The organism is Microbispora sp. NPDC088329, assembly GCF_040685655.1.
GTDB lineage: Bacteria > Actinomycetota > Actinomycetes > Streptosporangiales > Streptosporangiaceae > Microbispora.
In genome coordinates this window covers 206639-227704 of the sequence record NZ_JBFBIP010000008.1, presented here as the reverse complement: position 1 = coordinate 227704, position 21066 = coordinate 206639, and the positions used below count along the sequence as shown (strand labels likewise).

At 71.1% G+C, this 21066-nt stretch carries 18 protein-coding genes; 6 read left to right on the top strand and 12 right to left on the bottom strand.

Features of this window, described 5'->3' with window-relative positions; all coding sequences use genetic code 11:
* Nucleotides 1-75: 75 nt before the first annotated feature.
* Nucleotides 76-756 (bottom strand): response regulator transcription factor, encoded by a 681-nt coding sequence (locus tag AB0O28_RS17890; protein WP_363641343.1) that lies wholly within the window; start codon nucleotides 754-756, stop codon nucleotides 76-78.
* A gap of 94 nt (nucleotides 757-850) precedes the next feature.
* Here AB0O28_RS17890 and AB0O28_RS17885 point away from each other — a divergent pair, with 94 nt between their 5' ends.
* Entirely contained in the window at nucleotides 851-1354 is a 504-nt protein-coding gene (locus AB0O28_RS17885) for a hypothetical protein (RefSeq protein WP_363641341.1), read from the top strand.
* Between the two features lie 59 nt (nucleotides 1355-1413).
* Here the strand turns inward: AB0O28_RS17885 and dop are convergent, their stop codons facing one another.
* The 4 genes from dop to AB0O28_RS17865 form a co-directional block, all read right to left on the bottom strand.
* On the bottom strand, nucleotides 1414-2931 hold the full coding sequence (gene dop / locus AB0O28_RS17880; protein ID WP_363641440.1) for a depupylase/deamidase Dop: 1518 nt from the start codon (nucleotides 2929-2931) through the stop codon (nucleotides 1414-1416).
* 78 nt (nucleotides 2932-3009) lie between these two features.
* Nucleotides 3010-4251, bottom strand: coding sequence for an acyltransferase (locus AB0O28_RS17875; RefSeq protein ID WP_363641339.1), 1242 nt, complete (start codon nucleotides 4249-4251; stop codon nucleotides 3010-3012).
* Nucleotides 4252-4486: 235 nt separating this feature from the next.
* Nucleotides 4487-6250: a proteasome ATPase gene (arc, locus tag AB0O28_RS17870; RefSeq protein ID WP_357054602.1), complete on the bottom strand. Its 1764-nt coding sequence runs from the start codon at nucleotides 6248-6250 to the stop codon at nucleotides 4487-4489.
* A 205-nt stretch (nucleotides 6251-6455) separates the two neighbouring features.
* Nucleotides 6456-7319, bottom strand: coding sequence for a tRNA (adenine-N1)-methyltransferase (locus tag AB0O28_RS17865; RefSeq protein WP_363641337.1), 864 nt, complete (start codon nucleotides 7317-7319; stop codon nucleotides 6456-6458).
* Between the two features lie 162 nt (nucleotides 7320-7481).
* Between AB0O28_RS17865 and AB0O28_RS17860 the strand changes: the two genes are divergently transcribed.
* Nucleotides 7482-8594 carry a GNAT family N-acetyltransferase gene (locus tag AB0O28_RS17860; RefSeq protein ID WP_363641335.1) on the top strand — a complete coding sequence of 371 codons (1113 nt, stop codon included), beginning with the start codon at nucleotides 7482-7484 and terminating at the stop codon, nucleotides 8592-8594.
* Nucleotides 8595-8706: 112 nt separating this feature from the next.
* On the opposite strand, the gene AB0O28_RS17855 is transcribed toward AB0O28_RS17860, so the two are convergent.
* Together AB0O28_RS17855 and AB0O28_RS17850 are read right to left on the bottom strand one after the other, a co-directional pair.
* Nucleotides 8707-9930: an aminotransferase class III-fold pyridoxal phosphate-dependent enzyme gene (locus AB0O28_RS17855; RefSeq protein WP_363641333.1), complete on the bottom strand. Its 1224-nt coding sequence runs from the start codon at nucleotides 9928-9930 to the stop codon at nucleotides 8707-8709.
* A 48-nt stretch (nucleotides 9931-9978) separates the two neighbouring features.
* Complete coding sequence (locus tag AB0O28_RS17850; protein ID WP_363641331.1) at nucleotides 9979-10899, bottom strand: PfkB family carbohydrate kinase; 921 nt, start codon at nucleotides 10897-10899, stop codon at nucleotides 9979-9981.
* A 52-nt stretch (nucleotides 10900-10951) separates the two neighbouring features.
* On the opposite strand from AB0O28_RS17850, the gene AB0O28_RS17845 reads away from it, so the two are divergent.
* The gene (locus AB0O28_RS17845) at nucleotides 10952-11542 is read left to right on the top strand and encodes a TetR/AcrR family transcriptional regulator (RefSeq protein WP_363641329.1); all 591 of its coding nucleotides are present in this window, start codon (nucleotides 10952-10954) and stop codon (nucleotides 11540-11542) included.
* A 52-nt stretch (nucleotides 11543-11594) separates the two neighbouring features.
* Here the strand turns inward: AB0O28_RS17845 and AB0O28_RS17840 are convergent, their stop codons facing one another.
* Nucleotides 11595-13127: an FHA domain-containing protein gene (locus AB0O28_RS17840; RefSeq protein ID WP_363641327.1), complete on the bottom strand. Its 1533-nt coding sequence runs from the start codon at nucleotides 13125-13127 to the stop codon at nucleotides 11595-11597.
* A gap of 257 nt (nucleotides 13128-13384) precedes the next feature.
* Nucleotides 13385-14515 carry a site-2 protease family protein gene (locus AB0O28_RS17835; protein ID WP_363641325.1) on the bottom strand — a complete coding sequence of 377 codons (1131 nt, stop codon included), beginning with the start codon at nucleotides 14513-14515 and terminating at the stop codon, nucleotides 13385-13387.
* A 150-nt stretch (nucleotides 14516-14665) separates the two neighbouring features.
* Here AB0O28_RS17835 and AB0O28_RS17830 point away from each other — a divergent pair, with 150 nt between their 5' ends.
* The 3 genes from AB0O28_RS17830 (at nucleotide 14666) to AB0O28_RS17820 (ending at nucleotide 17785) form a co-directional block, all read left to right on the top strand.
* Nucleotides 14666-15526, top strand: coding sequence for a PD-(D/E)XK nuclease family protein (locus AB0O28_RS17830; RefSeq protein WP_363641323.1), 861 nt, complete (start codon nucleotides 14666-14668; stop codon nucleotides 15524-15526).
* Between the two features lie 257 nt (nucleotides 15527-15783).
* Nucleotides 15784-17043: a sensor histidine kinase gene (locus AB0O28_RS17825; protein WP_363641321.1), complete on the top strand. Its 1260-nt coding sequence runs from the start codon at nucleotides 15784-15786 to the stop codon at nucleotides 17041-17043.
* Nucleotides 17044-17101: 58 nt separating this feature from the next.
* Complete coding sequence (locus AB0O28_RS17820; RefSeq protein WP_363641319.1) at nucleotides 17102-17785, top strand: response regulator transcription factor; 684 nt, start codon at nucleotides 17102-17104, stop codon at nucleotides 17783-17785.
* A 221-nt stretch (nucleotides 17786-18006) separates the two neighbouring features.
* Here the strand turns inward: AB0O28_RS17820 and AB0O28_RS17815 are convergent, their stop codons facing one another.
* The 3 genes from AB0O28_RS17815 to AB0O28_RS17805 are packed head-to-tail and all read right to left on the bottom strand — an operon-like array spanning nucleotide 18007 to nucleotide 21064.
* Nucleotides 18007-19032, bottom strand: coding sequence for a dipeptide ABC transporter ATP-binding protein (locus tag AB0O28_RS17815; RefSeq protein ID WP_363641317.1), 1026 nt, complete (start codon nucleotides 19030-19032; stop codon nucleotides 18007-18009).
* Nucleotides 19029-20054 carry an ABC transporter ATP-binding protein gene (locus tag AB0O28_RS17810; RefSeq protein WP_363641315.1) on the bottom strand — a complete coding sequence of 342 codons (1026 nt, stop codon included), beginning with the start codon at nucleotides 20052-20054 and terminating at the stop codon, nucleotides 19029-19031. Before AB0O28_RS17810 ends, AB0O28_RS17815 begins: the two co-directional genes overlap by 4 nt.
* Nucleotides 20051-21064, bottom strand: coding sequence for an ABC transporter permease (locus tag AB0O28_RS17805; protein WP_363641313.1), 1014 nt, complete (start codon nucleotides 21062-21064; stop codon nucleotides 20051-20053). The genes AB0O28_RS17810 and AB0O28_RS17805 overlap by 4 nt, the downstream gene beginning before the upstream one ends.
* Nucleotides 21065-21066 lie beyond the last annotated feature (2 nt).

The window sequence follows — 21066 nt, the reverse complement described above, 5'->3', positions numbered from 1 at the left end:
CCGGCTCCCAGGCGGCCTCCCAGGCGGCCCGCGAGGCGGCCTCCCGGCCGGGTCCGCCGCCGGTGGCCGTTCCGGTCATGCGGGCGCGGTGAGGCGGACGCCGACGCCCCGGACGGTCTGGACGTAACGCGGCTGCTGGGCGGTCTCGCCGAGCTTGCGGCGCAGCCAGGAGAGGTGGACGTCGACCGTCTTGTCGGTGCCCCCGTAAGGGATCTGCCAGACCTCGGTGAGCAGCTCGCGCTTGGTGACCACCTGCCCGGCCCTCGCCGCGAGATAGTGCAGCAGGTCGAACTCGCGCGGCGTCAGGTCCAGCGGGGCGCCGTCGAGCGTCGCCTCCCGGGTCCCCGGGTCCACGCGCAGCGCCCCCACGGTCAGCGAGGTGTCCTCGCGGGTCGTGTCCACACGGCGCAGCACGGCCCGGATGCGGGCGTCGAGCTGCGCGGCGCTGTACGGCTTGACCACGTAGTCGTCGGCGCCCGCGTCGAGCAGGCGGACCATCTCGGCCTCCTCGTCCCTGGCGGTGGCCACGATGACCGGGACGCGGCTCACGGCGCGGAGCATGCGCAGCAGGTCGCCGCCGTCCATGTCCGGCAGACCGAGGTCGAGCACGATGAGGTCCGGGCGGTCCTCCACGACCGACCGCAGGCCGTCGAGGGCGGTGGGGGCTGAGGAGACGGCGTGGCCGCGGTCACGCAGGCTCCGGGTGAGGGAGCCGCGGATCGTGGCGTCGTCTTCGATGAGGAGCACGCTTGGCATTTGGCCGCTACGTTAGCCCCCTGCGGTCCCGCGGCATAAGTCCGTTATCCGGGCCTTAGCGCTCCCTTAGCGTCCGCGGTGGGAGAGTGGGCCCGTGAACCCCCGCCTCGTTCTCGCCGTCGCCGGATGGCTGCTGGCCGCCGCCCTCGCCACCGGGGCGGGCGTCGCGGTGCTCGGCCTGCTCGGCCGGCCGCTCGCCGGACCCGCCGAGCGGCCGATGACGGCCGAGGAGATCCGCCTCGCGCTCGCCCGGGACACCCCGGCCGCGCCGTCCCCCGGCTCCTCACCCGGTGCCGTACCGGCCGGATCCCCCGACGCCGTACCGGCACGGTCTCCCGGGCACACGGGGGCGGGCGCCACGCCCGTCACCGGACGGAAGCTGATCTCGACCGGCGCGGGCAGTGTGATCGCCCGGTGCGACGGCGGCCTGGCGCGACTCCAGTCGTGGACGCCCGCTCAGGGGTTCGAGGTCCACGACGTCGATCCGGGGCCGGACGACCGCACCCGGGTGCGGTTCGAGTCGGACGAGGGCAGGGTGGAGATCGAGGTGCGCTGCGCCGGCGACGTCCCCGTCCCCCAGATCACCCGTCACGGGTGATCACCCGCCACGACTGATCACCCGTCAGGACTGACGACCTGCCACGGCTACCGCGGGGGTCAGCCCTCGCCGGTGAGGGCGGCGACGAGGTCGGCGGCCGTGCGGCAGCGGTCGAGCAGGTCGCCCACGTGCGCCTTGGTGCCGCGCAGCGGCTCCAGGGTCGGCACGCGCTGGAGCGACTCACGGCCCGGGATGTCGAAGATGACCGAGTCCCAGGAGGCGGCGGCGACCGACTCGCTGTACTGCCGAAGGCACCGGCCGCGGAAGTAGGCCCGGGTGTCGGTGGGCGGCGTCTCGACCGCGCGGTCAATGTCCTCCTCGGTCACCAGGCGCTGCATCCGGCCGCGGGCGACCAGGCGGTTGTACAGGCCGCGGTCGGGGCGGATGTCGGAGTACTGCAGGTCGACCAGCTGCAGCCGGGGATGGTTCCAGGGCAGGTTGTCCCGGGTGCGGTAGCCCTCCAGGATCTCCAGCTTGGCGACCCAGTCGAGCTCCCGGGACAGTTGCATCGGGTCCTCGGCGAGCCGGGTGAGCACAGACTCCCAGCGGTTGAGCACGTCCTTGGTGAGGTCGTCGACGCCCGCGCCGAAGCGGTCCTCGACGTACTTGCGGGCCTGCTCCAGGTATTCCATCTGGAGCTGCACAGCGGTCATCTTCCGCCCGTTGCGCAGCGCGATCTCGTACTTGCAGGTCGGGTCGTGGGAGACCGCGCGCAGCGCCGCGACCGGCGACTCGGGCGTCAGATCGATGGTGAGGAAGCCCTCTTCGATCATCGCCAGGACCAGGGCCGTCGTACCGAGCTTCAAATATGTCGAAATTTCCGACATATTGGCGTCGCCGATGATCACGTGCAGCCGCCGGTACTTCTCGGGGTCGGCGTGCGGCTCGTCCCGGGTGTTGATGATCGGCCGCTTGAGCGTGGTCTCCAGCCCGACCTCGACCTCGAAGAAGTCGGCCCGCTGGCTGATCTGGAAGCCCTCGGTGCGCGAGTCCTGGCCGATGCCGACCTTGCCCGCGCCGCAGACGACCTGCCGCGAGACGAAGAACGGCGTCAGGTGCCTGACGATGTCGGCGAACGGCGTCGCGCGGCGCATGAGGTAGTTCTCATGACACCCGTACGACGCGCCCTTGGCGTCGGTGTTGTTCTTGTAGAGCTGGATGGGCGCGTTGCCGGGCGTGGACGACGCCCGCACGGCGGCGTCGTACATCACCCGCTCGCCCGCCTTATCCCAGATCACGGCCGCCCGGGGATTGGTGCACTCGGGCGTGGAGTACTCCGGGTGGGCGTGGTCGACGTACAGGCGCGCGCCGTTGGTGAGGATCACGTTGGCGAGCCCGAGGTCCTCATCGGTGAGCTGGCTCTGGTCCGCCACCTCGCGTGCGAGGTCGAACCCTCGGGCGTCGCGGAGCGGGTTCTCCTCCTCGAAGTCCCATCGGGCCCGGCGAGCCCGGGCGGCCGACGCCGCCAGGTACGCGTTGACGACCTGTGAGGAGGTCACCATCGCGTTCGCTCCCGGTTGACCGGGCACGGCGATGCCGTACTCGGTCTCGATGCCCATCACCCGCCGAACCGTCATTCGCACCCCGCCTGCTTCAGGCCGTCGTCGTAGTCATATCCGAGCCTAGCCCTTTCTCTATGCCCTGCTACCGAACAGTTACGGCACAGATGCCTCGGGACTTTGCGCCGGAATGGCCGTCGTGGTCCGGGAGGTATCGCCACGGCCGCGGGAGCGGAACCTCCGGGAGCGGCCGAGCAGGGCCCCCAGCCTGGCGCGAAGCCATCGCTGACCGGGCTTGTCGACCATACGATAGATCAGGTACGCGAGCCCGATCGCGACCGCCATCGTGATCGCGGTCAGCAGCCACGGGTCCACCACGTCCCGGTACGCGGGGATCAGAACGGCCGAGACCGTCTGGTGCAGAAGGTAGAGCGGATACGTCAGAGCCCCGAGGGTGACCAGCCGGCGCCAGCGCACCCACCGCAGCCGGCCGAGGGCGACCGCGGCCATCAGGAGATAGATGACCGTGATCGCGACGACGACGGCCTCCGGAGGCGCCGGGTAGTGCTTGATGCCGATCAGGCGCACCCGCTCCCCCACGCGGTCCAGGGCCGCGTACAGGGACATGCCGTAACCGGCGGCGATCAGCAGCCACGGGACGAAGGACCCGGAACGCGCGCCGAATCGGTGGATCAGGAAGAAGGCCATGCCCGCGATGAAGTACGGCGCCTGCCGCGGCATGAAGACGAAGACGAGCGTCTCGTTCTGGGTGAACTCGGCCAGCAGAGCGAGGCCGGACCAGGCCGCCAGGAACACCAGGCAGCGCCGCAGCGTGATCCCCACGAGGGAGAACAGCGCCAACAGCACGTAGAACCGCAGCTCCACCCACAGGGACCAGAAGACGCCGCCGGCGTGGCCCACGCCGAAAGCCCCCTGGAACATCGTCAGATTGAGCAGGTACTCGCCGTCACTGAGCTTGGGATCGAAGCCGACGACCCCGCTGAAGCGGTACATGATGAAGATCACAAGCACGGCGAACCAGTACGCCGGGTACAACCGCGACACCCGGGAGACGGCGAACTCGCCGACCGTGTGCCCCCACACGCTCATCAGGATGACGAACCCGCTGATGAGGAAGAACAGCTCCACGCCGAGGATGCCCAGCGTGGTCAGGCGGGCGACCGGCTCGAACAGCGTGGTGGGGTACTCGTCCCACAGCGACCTGCTGGCCGCCATGAAGTGGAAGGCCATGACGGCGAACGCGGCCACGAAGCGCAGGACGTCGAGCTCGACCAGGCGACGGCCCCCCGCGGCCCCGGCGGCGTTCCCGGCCGGGACCCCGCCCGACGCCGGAACGGCCGAGGCGAGAGCGCCTGGAGCCGGGGCGGGCTGTCGCACGGGCTGTCTCACGGCAGTCCCCCGCGCGAGCCAAAGAAGATCATGCCCTCTTTGACGTGATCACTCCGGGCTTCGGTTCCCCCGGATCACGATCGTCGCGAAAGATCCCTTTTGCCCCTTTTACTGCAATCCTGTCCACATGTCGGCCTCGATAGGGCCCGGAAAGCCGGAGGAGCGGCGCGATCCGGGATCGCGCCGCTCCTCGATGGCACCGGTCCGGCCGGTGCGGGGCGTTCTACAGGTACTGACCGGTGTTGGCGACCGTGTCGATCGACCGTCCGGCCTCGGTGCCCTGCTTGCCCTGCACGAGCGTGCGGATGTAGACGATCCGCTCGCCCTTCTTGCCGGAGATGCGGGCCCAGTCGTCGGGGTTGGTGGTGTTGGGCAGGTCCTCGTTCTCGGAGAACTCGTCCACGCAGGCGGCCAGCAGGTGCGAGATCCGCAGGCCCTTCTGCCCGGTGTCGAGGAACTCCTTGATGGCCATCTTCTTGCCCCGGTCCACGATGTTCTGGATCATGGCGCCGGAGTTGAAGTCCTTGAAGTACAGGACTTCCTTGTCGCCGTTGGCGTAGGTCACCTCGAGGAAGCGGTTCTCCTCGCTCTCGGCGTACATCCGCTCGACCACCCGCTGGATCATCGCGGCGATCGTGCCCTCGCGGCTGCTGCCGTGCTCGGTCAGGTCGTCCGGGTGCAGCGGCAGGTCGCTGACGAGGTACTTCGAGAAGATGTCCTTGGCCGCCTCGGCGTCGGGCCGCTCGATCTTGATCTTGACGTCCAGCCGGCCTGGCCGCAGGATCGCCGGGTCGATCATGTCCTCACGGTTGGAGGCGCCGATGACGATGACGTTCTCCAGGCCCTCGACACCGTCGATCTCCGACAGGAGCTGGGGGACGATGGTGTTCTCGACGTCGGAGGACACACCGGAGCCGCGGGTGCGGAAGATCGAGTCCATCTCGTCGAAGAACACGATCACCGGGGTGCCCTCGGAGGCCTTCTCGCGCGCTCGCTGGAAGACCAGGCGGATGTGCCGCTCGGTCTCGCCGACGTACTTGTTGAGAAGCTCGGGGCCCTTGATGTTCAGGAAGAAACTCTTGCCGGACTGGCCGGTCTTCTCCGCGACCTGCTTGGCCAGGGAGTTGGCCACCGCCTTCGCGATGAGCGTCTTGCCACAGCCGGGCGGGCCGTACAGCAGCACGCCCTTCGGCGGCCGGAGCTTGTGCTCGCGGAACAGGTCGGCATGCAGGTAGGGCAGCTCGATGGCGTCCCTGATCTGCTCGATCTGCCGGCCGAGGCCGCCGATCTCCTCGTAGGAGATGTCGGGGACCTCCTCGAGGACGAGCTCCTCCACCTCGGACTTGGGGATGCGTTCGTAGACGTAGTTGGAACGGGGTTCGAGAAGGAGGGAGTCACCGGCCCGCAGCGGCTGGTCCAGCAGCGAATGGGCGAGTTTGACGACCCGCTCCTCGTCGGCGTGCGAGATGACGAGCGCGCGGTCGCCGCTCTCCAGCAACTCCTTGAGCATCACGATCTCGCCGACGTCCTCGTAGCCGAGGGCCTCGACGACGTTGAGCGCCTCGTTCAGCATGACCTCCTGGCCACGCTTGAGCGAGTCGACGTCGACCGCAGGACTGACGTTCACCCGGAGCTTGCGCCCGCCCGTGAACACCTCGATCGTGCCGTCATCCCTGGCTTCGAGGAACACGCCGAATCCGGACGGCGGCTGTGCCAGCCGGTCGACCTCCTCCTTGAGGGCGACGATCTGGTCCCTGGCCTCCTTGAGGGTGGAGACCAAACGCTCGTTCTGGCTTGTGAGGGCGGCCACCTGGGCCTGCGCCTCGTGGAGACGCTCCTCGATGACCCTGGCCTGCCGGGGAGACTCGGCCAGCTTCCGGCGCAACGCGGTGATCTCCTCTTGCAGGAAGGAGACCTGTGTTGTGAGATCGGCGACCTCCCGTTCGCGCTGCGCGGCTCGAGCCTCAGCGTCGTCGCGAGCTGCCACGCCCCGTCACCTCCTTCCCCGTCGAGAACGACTACTCAAGACCCTACCTATCTTGGCGCTGTACGTAACCTGGCCGGGCAGTGTTCGTGTAGTTACGTTGGGTGTTCGGCGTTTGATACCTTATGGACCGATTGTTCGGGTCACCATTAGGAACACACCCAAATGTTCCCGTGTCACGCGGCTTTGCCGGGTTGTGGCCGAATTGTCACCCTTGTTCGATCCCCTCTCCGTACGCCCCCTTTGCGGGGCGCCTGCGCCGCGGCGGGGGCGTGACGCCGTCCGCCATGCGACGAGCCGTGACGAGAAACCCCGTGTGGCCGACCATGCGGTGGTCGGGCCGTACGGCGAGGCCCTCGACATGCCAGTCGCGAACCAGGGTCTCCCACGCGTGGGGCTCGGTGAAACTCCCGTGCTCCCGCAGTGTTTCCACGGTTCTGGACATCTGGGTAGTTGTCGCAACATAGCAGCAAATAACTCCCCCTGGGGTCAGGGACTTCGCCGCCGCGTCAACACACTCCCAAGGGGCGAGCATGTCGAGGATGACGCGGTCCACGTCCGTCTCGTCGAGCGCGTCGACGAAGTCGCCCACCGCCAGACGCCACTGCCCCATCGGACCGCCGAAGAACTTCTCCACGTTCTTGGTGGCCACCTCGGCGAAGTCCGCGCGCCGCTCGTAGGAGGTGACCCTCCCCTCCGGGCCGACCGCGCGCAGCAGGAAGCAGGTGAGCGCGCCGGATCCCACGCCGGCCTCCACCACCCGGGCGCCGGGGAAGACGTCGGCCATGGCGACGATCTGGGCCGCGTCCTTCGGATAGACCACCGCGGCCCCGCGCGGCATCGACACCGTGTAGTCGGCGAGCAGATGCCGGAACGCCAGGTACGCCGTGCCGCCGGAGGACCGCACCACGGACCCTTCGGGCTGTCCGATCAGGTCGTCGTGCGGGATCGACCCCTTGTGCGTGTGGAAGACGCCGCCCTCTTTCAGCGTCACCGTGTGCCGCTTGTTCTTGGGGTCGGTGAGCTGAACCTGATCTCCGGCCTGGAATGGGCCGTGCCTGCGAAAACCCATGCGGAAAAGGCTAGTGCCGCGACCGACGAGATTTGCCCGGCGGAGCGGTGTCCGGAGTGGTGCATCGCAAGGCGGAGGAGGAGGCCACAGCGGAGGGGCGGGGGCGGGGCCGGCCGGGAAAACACCTGGCCGGTACGGTGTCACCGCTGGTAACAATGGGACATGTTGCCCCAAGAGGCGATCCCTGCCGGGCCGGCCGTTCTGCGCCCGCCGGTCCAGGGGGACGCCGACCAGATCGCCCGAGCCTGTGCCGACCCCGATATCGCGAGGTTCATCCCCTTCCTTCCCTCGCCGTACTCACGGGACGACGCGCTGGCGTGGATCACCAAGACCATGCCCGGGGTGTGGGAGAACGGCGGCGCCGGTTTCGTCGTGGCCGACCCGGTCACGGACGAGGTCCTCGGGACGGCGATGCTCAAGCCGCCGGACCGGTTCGGCGCGACGGAGGTGGGCTACTGGCTCGCGCCGTGGGCCCGGGGGCGCGGCGTCGTCACGGCCGTCGTGCGAACGCTCGCCGAACGGGCCTTCGCCCGGGGCGTCCCCCGGATCGGGCTGCTCACCGACGTGGAGAACGTCGCGAGCCAGCACGTCGCCCTCCGGTGCGGTTTCGCCCACGAGGGCGTGCTGCGCGGGGCCGGAACTCCCCGGGGCGGCACCCCCGCCGACATCGCCGCCTTCGGGCGGCTGAGCACCGACCCCGGCGACCCGATCACGCCCTTCCTGCCGTTCTTCCCCGGAGGGTTCCCCGGCGGCTCGCTCACCGACGGCGTCGTCCGGCTCACACCGCTGACCACCGCCGACGCCGCCGACTACTTCGCGCTGGCGTCAGTGCCCGACGTGATGGACTCGCACGTGCCGCCGGCGGAGCCGTCGTACGCCGAGATCGAGGTCGTCTGCAGGTACGCCGGGCACCGGTGGCTGACCGGACAGCGGGCGGACATCGCGATCAGGGACGCCCGCACCGGCGCGTTCGCCGGGGACATCCAGCTCACCGGCGTCGTCCCGCCGCTCGGGCAGGCGATGCTCGGCTACAGCCTGCACCCCGCCCACCGCGGGCGCGGCATGGTGACGCGGGCCGTGAACCTGCTGGCCGAGTGGGCGTTCACGCACACCCCGCTGCGCCGGATCGTCGCCGGGACCACGCCGGGCAACACCTCCTCGCAACGGGTGCTCGAACGGGCGGGGTTCGTCCGGGAGCACCTCGTCGAGGGGCTGCTGCCCGGCCCGGGAGGCTCCCGCCTGGACGACATCCAGTGGGCCAGGACACGCCCCTGAGGGGAACGGACCTGCCGCGCTCGGGCACCGCCCGGAACCCGGTGCCCGAGCGCGGGGCGTCCGCGGCGCGGGACGCCCGGGCGTCCCGGCCACGCCGGTGTCCGCCGGTCCCTCAGTCGGATCCGTACGCGGCCCGCAGCTTGGCGAAGGCGGCGTCGGTCCCCTGGAGGGCCCGGTCGATCTCCTCGTCGGTGTGCGCGGCCGACAGGAACCAGTTGTGCCAGGCGTGCAGGTAGACCCCCTCCTCCAGGCAGGCTCCGGCCCAGGCGATGCCCTTCTCCAGGGTGTCGTCGCCCTCGAAGGACAGCCACGGCACCTGCACGGGGCCGGTCTGGCGGACCACGAAGCCGTGCGCCGCCGCCTGGGCGGCGAGCCCCTCGCGCAGCCGGGTCCCGGCCCGGTGCATGAGCGCGGGGCCGTCGGTCTCGCGCAGGATCTCGATCGTCGCCTTGGCGGCGGCCATCGCGGTGGCGGAGAACCAGAAGGAGCCGGTGGAGTACAGCGTCTGGGCGGCCCCGCGCAGCGCGTCGGTCCCGGTGAGCGCCGCGATGGGGAACCCGTTGGCCATCGCCTTGCTCCAGGCCGTCAGGTCGGGCCGCACCCCGAGCGGCTCCCACGAGCCGCGCAGGTCCAGCCGCCATCCGGCGCGCACGTCGTCGATGACCAGCGCCGCGCCGAGCCGGTCGGCCAGCGCGCGCACGCCCCGGGCGAAGTCCGCGTCGGCGTCCTCCTGGTCTTCGAACGAGTCGTGCTTGAACGGGGTGACCAGGATGGCGGCGACGTCGCCGTCCGCCTGGGCCGCGGCGGCCTCGGCGCTCGCGAGGTCGTTGTAGGTGAATTCGATCGTGTCCGCCCGCTGGTTGGGGGTGACCCCGTTCAGGCTGGGCGTGCACCAGGGGTCGGCGCCGTGGTAGGCGCCGTGGGCGACCAGCGCCTTGGTCCTGCCCGTGGCGGCCCTGGCCACCATGAGGGCCTGCGTGGTGGCGTCGGTGCCGTTCTTGGAGAACATGGCCCAGTCGGCGGAGGGGATGAGGTCCACCAGGAGTTCGGCGAGCTCCACCATGACCGGGCCGGGACCGTTCAGGCAGTCGCCCGCCGCCTGCTGGGCCGCCGCGGCGGCCTCCACCTTCGGGTTCCGGTGGCCGACGATCATCGGGCCCCAGCTGCACATCAGGTCGACGTACTCGCGGCCGTCGGCGTCCCACTGGCGCGCGCCCTCGGCCCGGACGAAGAACTGGGGGTAGCGGTCCCCGTGCAGGGCCGCGTTGAGGTGGCCGTACATGCCGCCGGGGATGACCGCGGCGGCACGGGCCCGCAGGGAGGCGTCGAGGGACATGGGCGGCACTCCTGAGATCGGGGGAATCGGGGGAGGTTTGAGCCGGGATCAGGCGTCCGGGCCGGGGTCGCCGGGGACGAAGCCGTCCAGCCCGGCGTCGGAGCCGAGACCGCCCGCGACCCTCGCGGCGACGGCCGTGCCGAGGCGTGCGGCGCCGAGGACGTCCCGGCCGTGCAGCAGTCCGGCGGCGAATCCGGCGCAGTACGCGTCGCCGCAGCCCGTGGTGTCGACCACCGGCACGTCCAGGGCGGGCACCCGGGTGACTCCGTCGGCGGTGGCCACGAGGCTGCCGGCGGCCCCCAACGTGACGATCACGCCCTTCGGGCCCTCGGCGAGCAGCGCGGCCGCGGCCTCCTCGGGCGTCGGCGCCCCGCTCAGCATGAGCGCCTGCTCCTCGTTGGGCAGGAGGTAGTCGACGTGGGGCAGGAACGCGCGCACGCCGGGCATGAGGTCGGCCATGTTCGACAGCAGGTCCAGCGTGACGGTCGTGCCGCCCTCGCGGGCCTTGCCGAGCAGCGCGAAGAAGGCCGGGTCGTGCAGGCCCCAGGTGACGTCCATGCCGCCGAGGTGCACCACCTTCGCGGCGGTCAGGCGGGCGGCGTCGAGGTCGGCGGTCGCCAGGCCCAGGTTGGCCCCGGGCACGTGGAACGACGGCCGTCCGCCGTCGGGGCGGATGGGCAGGATCGAGGCCGCCGTCTGCTCCCCCGCCCTGCGCACCACGCCGCTCACGTCGACGCCGTGCCGCGCCATGATCATCAGGAGGAAGTCGCCCAGCTCGTCGTCGCCGACGGCGCCCATCGAGGCGACCGGCACGCCGATCTTCGCCAGGGCCACGGCCGTGCCCGCGGCCGCTCCCGCCGCGGTGATGCGGATCTGCTCAAGCAGGTGGGTGTCCTGACCGGCCGGGATGGACTCGACCGGGCGGGCCAGGACGTCGACGATATGTACGCCGACCGTCACTACCGTCATGAGCGGATAATAGACGGGCGCCCGACTAAAATGTCAACCGAGGTGGTGGACCATGCCGAAGATCGTCAATCACGAGGAGCGCAGGGGCGAGGTCGTCGCGGCGGCCCGCCGGATCATCCTGCGCGAGGGCATCGAGGCCGCGACCACGCGGGCCATCGCCAAGGAGGCCGGATACTCCAACGGCGTGCTCACGCATTACTTCGCCGACAAGGACGAGATCCTGCTGTCGGCCCTGGAGGCGTCCCATCGCCGGATCGCCGACCGGCTGCGGGACAAGCTGTCCGGCCGCACCGGCCTGGCGGCACTGCGCGAACTGCTGCTCGACAACGTGCCGCTGGACGAGGAGCGGGCCGGCGAGACCGGGCTGGAGGTGGGCTTCTGGGGACGCAGCCTGACCAGCCCCGCGCTGCTGGAGGTCCAGCGGCGGGAGGCCGCCGAGCTCCGCTATCTGGTGACGAGCCTGCTCGGGTCCGCCGCCGAGGCCGGTGAGATCCGTACGGACGAGGACCTGGAGGACGTCGCGGAACGGCTGCTGGCGCTCGTGGACGGACTGAGCGTGCACCGTCTGCTGTACCCGTCGCAGGTCACCGGCGAGCGGCTGGAACGGCTGATCCTGAGCGAGATCGAGCGGCTGCGCCCCTGATCCGCCTGATCCGGCCGCCGGGAGCCGGTGGCCCCGGCGGCCGCGGGAATCGTCAGGCGTTGCGGTGGGGCTCGTACCGCATCGTGCGCGAGACGCCGACGCGCACGGTCGTGCCGGGCAGGATCGGCACCGGCTCGTTCGGCGGGATGTCGTAGAAGTTGGGGTCGCCGGGCGGCTGGATCTGCGTGCCGTTCACCGAGCCCAGGTCGAGCAGGTTGACGTCCCAGTTGTCCAGGAAGACGCGCAGGTGGCGGCGCGACACCGAGCCGTCGGGGCTGGTGACCTTGGCCGGCCTGGCCTCGCCCGACTGCACCTCGGGCGCGCGCTCGGGGTCGCGGCCCAGCAGGTAGTCGGCCTCCAGCGGCAGCGCCACGCCGTCATCGAGCAGCAGCACCCCGAGCTGCGGCCTGGGGCCCTTGTACGGCACCACCGCCCGCTGGTCGATGGGGATTCCGCAGACCGCGCAGTAGGGCGCGCGCGGGTCGTTGAAGTGGTCGTTCTTGCAGTCGACGCCGTAGACCATCGGCCGCTGACCGGGCTCGGGCGGCACGTCCATCTGGGTCGCCTCGCCCGGCTCCTCCTCGGCGGGCACGTGCGGCACCGGCTCGAACGGCCCGCTCGGCGGGCCGTCGGGCCCGCCGAGGTCGTGCAGCAGCCCGCCCAGGTCGTGGGGACCCGAATCGTGCTGCGGGGCGTCCCGGTCCTCGGCGGGCTCAGGCAGCGAAGGCAGCGGCTGCGGTCCCGAGTGGTGCGACGGTCCCGGATCGGGGACGACCGGCGGCAGCGGCTGGGAGACGTGGGACGGCGGCGGACCGGGCGGCATCGGGAGCGGCTGGGACGAGCCCAGGGACGGCGCTCCGTGCTCGGGGCCGGGCGGCGACCCGGCCGGGAACGGCGACGCGGGCGGCGGCGGCACGGGCGGCGGCGGCACGGGCGGCGGCACGGGCGGCGGCACGGGCGACGGCACCACGGGCCCGCGCGGGGCGATCGGTTCCGGGGCCCCGATCTGCGAGGGCTGCACGCTCTGCTGACCTTGGTGCTGCGGCTGCGGCTGCGGCGGGCGCGGGGGCAGCGGCGGGAACGCGAGGTCGCCGTGCTGGGTGAGGTCGCACTCCAGCCCGGCACCGGTGACCACGCCGCCGTCCAGCCGGGCGTACGGGCTCGACGGGCCCGCTCCGGGCAGGCGCAGCTCGACCCGGGACACCGGGCCGCTGACGAGACGGTCGGTCCAGGTCAGCGCGTCGTGCCCGGCGAGGCGGACCTCGCCGTCGGGGCCGCCCGACACGGTCGCGTACGCGGCCCCGCTGACCAGCACGGCCACGCCGCCCCCGGCCGGTCCGGCCACCGCGCAGGCCGCCGGCTCGACGCCGATCGACCTTTCCATGGCGCGCGCCAGGACCTGGGCCACCCGCCGGGCCAGCGCCCGGCCGTCCCCTCCCGTCGTGGCGGTCTCGCTCAGCGCGCCCAGCAGGTCCTCCACCGGCTGGTCGCCACCGGTGGCGCACACGAGCAGCAAACCGTTCAGATGGGCGACCACGCCCTCCCCCGGCAGCGGGCGGACCACCCCCACGCCCTGTTCCGTCACAGAAGTTCTCCCTCCGGAAACGCCACCGGATGACCGGCACCATCGCCGGCACGCCACGTGCCGGATCGATCACCCCAGAAATTAGCAAAAAACAGTGATGAACCGGCCTGCGGGAGCGCGCGACGGGCGGCCGAACGGCACCCGCCGGTCCCGGTCCCGGTCAGCACCCTAGTCCCCGGTGACCCGTCGGACGAGTGCGCGGAACGCACCACACCACAGTGCGCGGAGCGCCGGGGGCCGCGGTCGCCGCGCCGCGCTCACACACCGGTGAACATGCGGTTGACGTCGGTGGTGGCGAGCACGCCGTAAATCTCCCCGCCCCGCTCGACCAGCAGGTATTCCGGTGCCGGACTGTCCCGCATGGCGTCGAGCAGGGACTCCCCCTCGAGATCGGCGCCGAGCACGAGCGAGGGCTCCAGTGCGCGTGACAGGGCGCCGACGTTCACCCACGGCCTGCGCTGCTCGGGAGTGGCGTTGATCGCCGTCTCGTTGACGATGCCCACCGGCCGCCCGTCGTGGTCGACCACCACCATGGCCCCCGCGCCCGCCTCCCGCGCCCGGCGCAGGCCCTCCGACAGCGGCACCTCGGCGGTGACCGCGACCGCCCGGCGGGCCAGCGTACGGGCCCGCAACTGCGGCAGCCGGGCCCGTACGCGGGCGACCCGCAGCGACTGGGAGGCCCCGAGCCAGATGAAGGACGCCAGCACCACCGTCCAGAGCATGCTCCCGATGCCGGGCTCCTGCCCCGCCATCAGATTCATCAGCAGCGGCACCACGACCACCGCGACCGCGACACCGCGGCCGACCCACGCGGCGGCCATCGTGCCCGTGCCCGCGTCCCGCTTGACCTTCCACACGGCCGCCCGCAGCATCCGGCCGCCGTCGAGCGGCAGGCCGGGCAGCAGGTTGAACAGTCCGACGATCAGGTTGGACAGCCACAGCTGCCACACCAGCACCTGTGCCAGGCCGCCCGATGGCACGACGAACGCCTCCGCCAGGGCCCCGATCCCGGCCAGCCCCAGCGACAGCAGCGGCCCGGCGAAGGCCACGTTGAACTCCCGGCCCGCCGTCTCGGGCTCGCGCTCGATCTCCGAGACGCCGCCGAGCATGTAGAGGGTGATCCGGCGCACCGGCAGGCCGTAGTGCTTGGCCACGACGCAGTGCGCCAGCTCGTGCAGCAGGACCGAGACGTACAGCAGGACGGCGAAGGCCAGCGCGACGGCGTACGCCGCGGTCTCGCTGTAGCCCGGCAGCATGTCGGCGAACTGCGGCTGGAAGCTGATCGTGATGAACGCCGCCACGATGAGCCAGGTGGGCGAGACGTAGACGGGGATGCCGAACGGCCGTCCCATCCGCAGCCCGGTGGACTCCTTGACAGGTGTGCTCATGTGGCCGCCTTCCCCTTCCACGCCCCTCGATGCTACGTGCCACGAGGTGAGATCAGCCTAAGAGCTCGCCCGCCCGTTGCGTACCGTGCGAGGCTCCGGGGAAGGCGGGGCGGGAGCGTTCTGTCGGCCCGGTGTCCTACAGTTCGGGGCATGACCCTCGCCGAAGAGCGCGCCGTCATCGGGGCGCTTTCCCCCTCCCGGGCCGGTGACTTCATGACCTGCCCCCTGCTCTACCGGTTCAGGGTGATCGACCAGCTCCCCGAGCGGCCCTCGGCCGCCGCGGTCAGGGGCACGCTCGTTCACGCCGTCCTCGAACGGCTCTACGACCTGCCCGCGGAGGCGCGGACCGTCGCCGCCGCGCAGGACCTGCTGGAGCCCCAGTGGCGGCGGCTGCTCGACGAGGAGCCCGACTACGCGGGTCTGTTCGAGGACGACGCGGAGCGGGACGCCTGGCTGAAGCAGGCCCGCGGCATGGTCGAGCGATACTTCACGCTGGAGGACCCGCAGCGGCTGGAGCCGGCCGAGCGCGAGATGTACGTCGAGGTCGTGCTCGACAGCGGGCTTCTGCTGCGCGGCTACATCGACAGGCTCGACGTGGCCCCGACCGGCGAGATGCGGGTCGTGGACTACAAGACGGGCACGGCGCCGGGGCGCGAGTGGGAGGCCAAGGCGCTGTTCCAGATGAAGTTCTACGCGCTGGCGCTGTGGCGGCGCAGCGGCCAGGTCCCCCGCATGCTCCAGCTCATGTACCTGGGCAACGGCGAGATCATCCGGTACGTCCCCGACGAGGCGGATCTGCGGGCGACCGAGCGCAAGGTGGAGGCGCTCTGGGCGGCCATCGAGCGTGCCGTGCGCACCCGCGAGTGGCGCGCCCGCCGCTCGCGGCTGTGCGACTGGTGCGACCACCAGGCGCTGTGCCCGGAGTTCGGCGGCACCCCGCCGCCCGTGCCCGACCGCGAGCCCGGGCTGTCCGCCCGCGTCAGCAGAAGGTCTGCCAGCGACGAGCTGTGACCGTGTTCCCCGCGTCCGCCGTCGGAGCGCTCACTCCCGCCGTCTTCCCTCGTCGCGCTCGGTCGCTCCGCTCCCACACGCTCCTCAGTCCAGACCGGCGGCGCACCCCATCGGCTCGCTCGGTGTCTCCCGCTTCGCTCATCGGGGCGCTCACATCCGGATCGCTCGGACTCCTCCGCGCGGCTCCTCCGCGGGGAGGAGGGGGATATCCCTCCCGGGCAGGGTGGACGCGGGCGGCGACCGCCTAGATTTGGTACGTGCGCACCACCCCCGGCAGTACGCGGTCCTGGCTTCGGGCTCGTCCCCTGCTCTCCGACTCCGTCCTCGCGGTGGTGCTGACGATCGTGTCCCTGTGGACGATCGTCGCCTTCGCCCAGCATGGGGTCGGCGCACCCGCGCCGGCCCGCCCGCCGGACGCGCTCAACCTGGCGCTGGCGGCGTCCTGCACGCTGCCCCTGGCGCTGCGGCGGCAGCGGCCGTTCGCGCTGCTGGTGGCCACCGCCCTCCCCGATGTGGGGATGATCGTGCTCGGCTACAGCCCCGGCCTGAGCGGGATCGGCGCATTCGTCCTCCTCTACTCGGTCGCCGCCCACCGGGGGCTGGCGTTGAGCCTGGCCGCGCTGGTCGTCTCCTTCGCCACCTACGCCGCCGTGGCCGGCGTCGCGCCCCTCCCGGTCTCCTGGACCAACCACGTCGTCGTGGCCACCGTCATGCTGCTGTGCTGGGTGTGCGGCCGGGCGGTGCGGCTGCGCCGCGCCTACCTCGCCGAGCTGGTCCATCGGGCCGACCGGCTGGAGCGTGCGCGGGAGGCCGACACGCGGGCCGCCCGGGCAGAGGAGCGCTCCCGCATCGCCCGGGAGCTGCACGACGTCGTCGCCCACCATGTGAGCGTGATGACGGTCCAGGCCGCCGCCGCCCGCAGGATGCTCGACACCAAGCCCGACGTCGCGCGGGACGCCCTGACCGCCATCGAGGAGATGGGCCGTACGGCGATGGCGGAGATGCGCAGCATCGTCGGTGTGCTGCGCACCGACGGCCCGGCCGAGCGCGGGCCGCAGCCGGGCATGCACGACCTGCCGGCGCTGGTGGACCAGATGCGCGAGGCGGGGCTGCGGACCCAGCTGTGGATCGAGGGCGAGCGGCGGGGGCTGCCGCCCGGGGTGGACCTGGCCGCCTACCGGCTCGTGCAGGAGGCGCTGACCAACAGCCTGCGCCACGCCGGGCCCACCGCCCGCGCCTGGGTGACCGTACGGCACGAGCCGAACGAGCTCAGCATCCGCGTCGAGGACGACGGGCGCGGCACGGCGGAGGAGTCGGTGCGGGTCGAGGGCAAGGGCCACGGGCTCGTGGGCATCCGCGAGCGCGTGGCGCTCTATGGTGGAGTCCTGCGGATCGGTCCCCGCACCGGGGGCGGATTCGAGGTCCGGGCTCACTTCCCCCTCAGTCACAGCCCCCTCAGTCACAGCCCGCTCAAGCACAGCTCCCTCAAGCACAGCTCCCCCGAGGACACAGCATGACGATCAGGGTGTCTCCCTCCACCCGGCGGCCCGCCGCCCATCCCAGCACGGACGCACGATGACGATCCGGGTGTTGCTGGTCGACGACCAGCCGCTGCTGCGCACCGGGTTCCGGTTCATCCTGGAGGCGGAGCCGGACGTCACCGTCGTGGGCGAGGCGGGCGACGGCGCGATGGCCATGGACCAGTCCAGGGCCCTGATGCCCGACGTGGTGCTCATGGACGTCCGCATGCCCGGCACCGACGGCATCGAGGCGACCCGCCGCATCGTGCGGGAGGCCGCACCGAGCGCCCACGTGCCGAAGGTGCTCGTGCTGACGACCTTCGACCTGGACGAGTACATCGTGGAGGCGCTGCGCGCGGGCGCGAGCGGGTTTCTCCTCAAGGACGTGCCGCCGGACGAGCTGGTCCAGGCGATCCGGGTGGTGGCGGCGGGCGACGCCATCGTGGCGCCGAGCGTCACCCGGCGGCTGCTGGACAGGTTCGCCACCCGGCTTCCCTCCGCGCACCGGCAGGCCACCCCCACACGGCTCGACCGGCTCACCGAGCGCGAGCTCGAGGTGCTGGGCCTGATCGCGAAGGGCATGTCGAACGCCGAGATCGCCGCCCGGCTCGTGGTCAGCGAGACGACCGTGAAGACCCACGTGGGCAACGTGCTGACCAAGCTGGGGCTGCGCGATCGGGTCCAGGCGGTCGTGCTCGCGTACGAGACCGGTCTGATCGTCCCCGGCGCCTTCTCCTGACCTTCGATCTACAACTCGGGAGGAGCGAGGCGGGCCCGGTCCTCCCCTGGTGGTGGACGCGAGTCGTACGAGAGGCCGATGCCGGACGGGCGGGCGGGCCGATACCGTCGGAACAGTGGCGTGGCCGAGGTTGCGGAACACGCCGCGCCGGTACGGCTCCCGCGGACCGTCTGCGCTGACCATCTGGGGGGAAGACGGCGGGAGCCGTACCGGCGGAAAGTTCAGACGGCCGTCTCCTGAGGGGCCGCGGCCGTGCCGCCCGAAGGGGCGTTCTCGGGGAAATGACAGGCCACCTGGTGGCCGGGGGCGAGTGTCGCCAGCGGGGGCTCGACCTGCTTGCAGATCTCCTGCGCCTTCCAGCACCGGGTGTGGAACCGGCAGGCGGGCGGCGGGTTGAGCGGCGAGGGCACGTCGCCCTGCAGCCGGATCCGCTCCCGCTCCTTGCGCCGCTTCGGGTCCGGGATCGGCACCGCCGACAACAACGCGTTGGTGTAGGGATGCATCGGCGATTCGTACAGGCCCTTGCGGTCCGCGATCTCGACGACCTTGCCGAGGTACATCACCGCGACGCGGTCGCTGATGTGCCGGACCACCGACAGGTCGTGCGCGATCACCACGTAGGTGAGGTCGAGCTCGCTCTGCAGGTCCTCCAGCAGGTTGACGACCTGGGCCTGGATCGACACGTCGAGCGCGGACACCGGCTCGTCGGCGATGATCAGCTTGGGCTTGAGCGCGAGCGTCCTGGCGATGCCGATGCGCTGCCGCTGTCCGCCGGAGAACTCGTGCGGGTAGCGGTTGTAGTGCTCGGGGTTGAGGCCGACCAGTTCGAGGATCTCCTGGACCGCCTTCTTGGTGCCCTGCTCGGTCTTGATGCCCTGGATCCGGAACGGCGCCCCCACGATGGCGCCCACCGTGTGCCGGGGGTTGAGCGAGCTGTAGGGGTCCTGGAAGATGATCTGCACGTCCCGGCGGAGCGGGCGCAGCCGGCCCTGGGACATGTGCGTGATGTCGTTGCCGTCGAACAGGATCTTCCCGCCGGTGGGCTCGATGAGCCGGGTGATCAGGCGTCCGGTGGTGGTCTTGCCGCATCCCGACTCGCCGACCAGGCCGAGGGTCTCGCCCTTCTTCACGTCGAAGCTGATGCCGTCGACGGCCCTGACCGCACCGACCTGCCGCTTGAGCAGACCCTTCGTGATCGGGAAGTGCTTTTCCAGCCCCTGTACGGACAGCAAGGGCTCCTCGTTCACGAAGCCTCCAGGTTCGGCTTGATCTCGTTCTCCCAGATGGCGCGCCGCCGCTCGCGCGGCAGGTGGCAGCGCACCAGGTGACCGCCCTCGGTCTCCAGCAGCTCGGGGACCTCCGTCTTGGCCCGCCCGCCCGTACGCTCCTCGAAGGCGCAGCGCGGGTGGAAGGCGCAGCCGGACGGCACGTTGATCAGTGAGGGCGGGGAGCCCTTGATCGGCAGCAGCCGCTCGGTCGGCTCGCGGTCCAGGCGCGGCATCGAGCCGAGCAGGCCCCACGTGTAGGGGTGCTCGGGCCGTTCGAAGATGTCCTCGGACGTGCCGTACTCGACGCACTTGCCGCCGTACATCACGAGGATGTCGTCGGACAGCTCGGCGACGACGCCGAGATCGTGGGTGATGACGATCAGCGCGGCGTCGAAGTCGCGCTGCAGATCGCGCATCAGGTCGAGGATCTGCGCCTGCACGGTCACGTCGAGGGCCGTGGTCGGCTCGTCGGCGATCAACAGCTCGGGGTCGCAGCTCAGCGCCATCGCGATCATCGCGCGCTGTCGCATGCCGCCGGAGAACTCGTGGGGGTAGCTGTCCACGCGGCGCTCCGGCTGTGGAATGCCCACCCGGCCGAGCATGTCGATCGCGTGCTTGCGCGCGACCTTCTTGCCGACGTCGTTGTGGATGCGGTACGCCTCGACGATCTGGTCGCCGACCGTGTAGAACGGGTGCATCGCCGACAGCGGATCCTGGAAGATCATCGCCATCTTCTTGCCGCGCAACGTGCGCACGTGCTCGGCGCTCGCGCCGACGAGCTCCTCGCCGTCGAGCCAGATCTCGCCGGAGATGCGGGCGCGCCCGCCCTTGTGCAGGCCGAGGATGCCGAGGCTGGTCACGCTCTTGCCGGAGCCCGACTCCCCGACGATGCCGAGCGTCCTGCCCCGCTCCAGCGTGAACGACAGCCCGTCGACGGACTTGACCAGGCCGTCGTCGGTCGGGAAGTGGATCCGCAGGTCCTTCAGTTCCAGGAAGCTCATCCCAGCCTCACCCTCGGGTCGACGACGGCGTACAGGACGTCGACGACCAGGTTGGCCACGACGATGAAGACGGCCGCGATCAGCGTGACGCCCATCACCTGCGGGAGGTCGTTGTGGCCGATGGCGTCGACGGCGTACTTGCCCAGGCCCGGCAGCGAGAACGTGCTCTCGGTGAGGACGGCGCCGCCGAGCAGCAGGCCCAGGTCGAGACCGACCATGGTGAGAAGGGGGGTGAGCGTGGCGCGCAGGCCGTGTTTCACCACGACGGACCGCTCGCGAAGGCCCTTCGCCCGCGCCGTGCGGATGTAGTCCTCCCCCATCGTCTCCAGCATGCCCGCCCTCGTGATGCGGGCGTAGCTGGCCGCGTAGAGGAACGCGAGCGTCACCCACGGCAGGATGAGGTTGTTGGCCCAGGTCAACGGATCTTCTTCGATGGGAACCCAGTCGGCGACGTCGCCCACGAGCCCGAGCTTGTCCCTGAAGATCGCGAGAGAGACGATGCCGGTGAAGAAGATGGGCAGCGAGACTCCCGCGAGCGCGACGCCCATCGACAGCCGGTCGAAGAAGCTGCCCCGCCGCAGCGCCGAGACGACGCCCGTCGCCACACCGAACACCACCCAGACCACCACCGCGCCGGCCGCCAGCGAGAGTGTGACCGGCAGGCGGTCGAGCAGGTCCGGCAGGACGGGGTTCTGCGTGACGTACGAGTAGCCGAGGCAGGGGGCCGGGCAGTGCTCAACGCCGGGGCCGTAGTTCCGGTCGATCCCCAGGAAGATGCCCTTCACGAACCGCCCGTACTGGACGACCAGCGGGTCGTAGAAGCCCAGCCTGACGGCCGTGTCGTGGATGATCTCGGCATTGGCCGCCTTGCCCACGTAACGAGAGGCGAGGTCGTCAGCAGACATACCGGCGAGCCGGGGAACGAGGAAGAAGATAGCGAACGTGGCGATGCTCACCACGAAGAGCAGCATGACAGCCGCTATCAGCCGCTTGATTATGTATGTGACCACTG

Bases quoted from the DNA above. Each gene is read 5' to 3' on its own strand.
- AB0O28_RS17890 (WP_363641343.1), bottom strand. From the start codon at position 756: ATGCCAAGCGTGCTCCTCATCGAAGACGACGCCACGATCCGCGGCTCC.
- dop (WP_363641440.1), bottom strand. From the start codon at position 2,931: ATGACGGTTCGGCGGGTGATGGGCATCGAGACCGAGTACGGCATCGCC.
- AB0O28_RS17865 (WP_363641337.1), bottom strand. From the start codon at position 7,319: ATGGGTTTTCGCAGGCACGGCCCATTCCAGGCCGGAGATCAGGTTCAG.
- AB0O28_RS17860 (WP_363641335.1), top strand. From the start codon at position 7,482: ATGTTGCCCCAAGAGGCGATCCCTGCCGGGCCGGCCGTTCTGCGCCCG.
- AB0O28_RS17855 (WP_363641333.1), bottom strand. From the start codon at position 9,930: ATGTCCCTCGACGCCTCCCTGCGGGCCCGTGCCGCCGCGGTCATCCCC.
- AB0O28_RS17850 (WP_363641331.1), bottom strand. From the start codon at position 10,899: ATGACGGTAGTGACGGTCGGCGTACATATCGTCGACGTCCTGGCCCGC.
- AB0O28_RS17845 (WP_363641329.1), top strand. From the start codon at position 10,952: ATGCCGAAGATCGTCAATCACGAGGAGCGCAGGGGCGAGGTCGTCGCG.
- AB0O28_RS17835 (WP_363641325.1), bottom strand. From the start codon at position 14,515: ATGAGCACACCTGTCAAGGAGTCCACCGGGCTGCGGATGGGACGGCCG.
- AB0O28_RS17830 (WP_363641323.1), top strand. From the start codon at position 14,666: ATGACCCTCGCCGAAGAGCGCGCCGTCATCGGGGCGCTTTCCCCCTCC.
- AB0O28_RS17820 (WP_363641319.1), top strand. From the start codon at position 17,102: ATGACGATCCGGGTGTTGCTGGTCGACGACCAGCCGCTGCTGCGCACC.
- AB0O28_RS17810 (WP_363641315.1), bottom strand. From the start codon at position 20,054: ATGAGCTTCCTGGAACTGAAGGACCTGCGGATCCACTTCCCGACCGAC.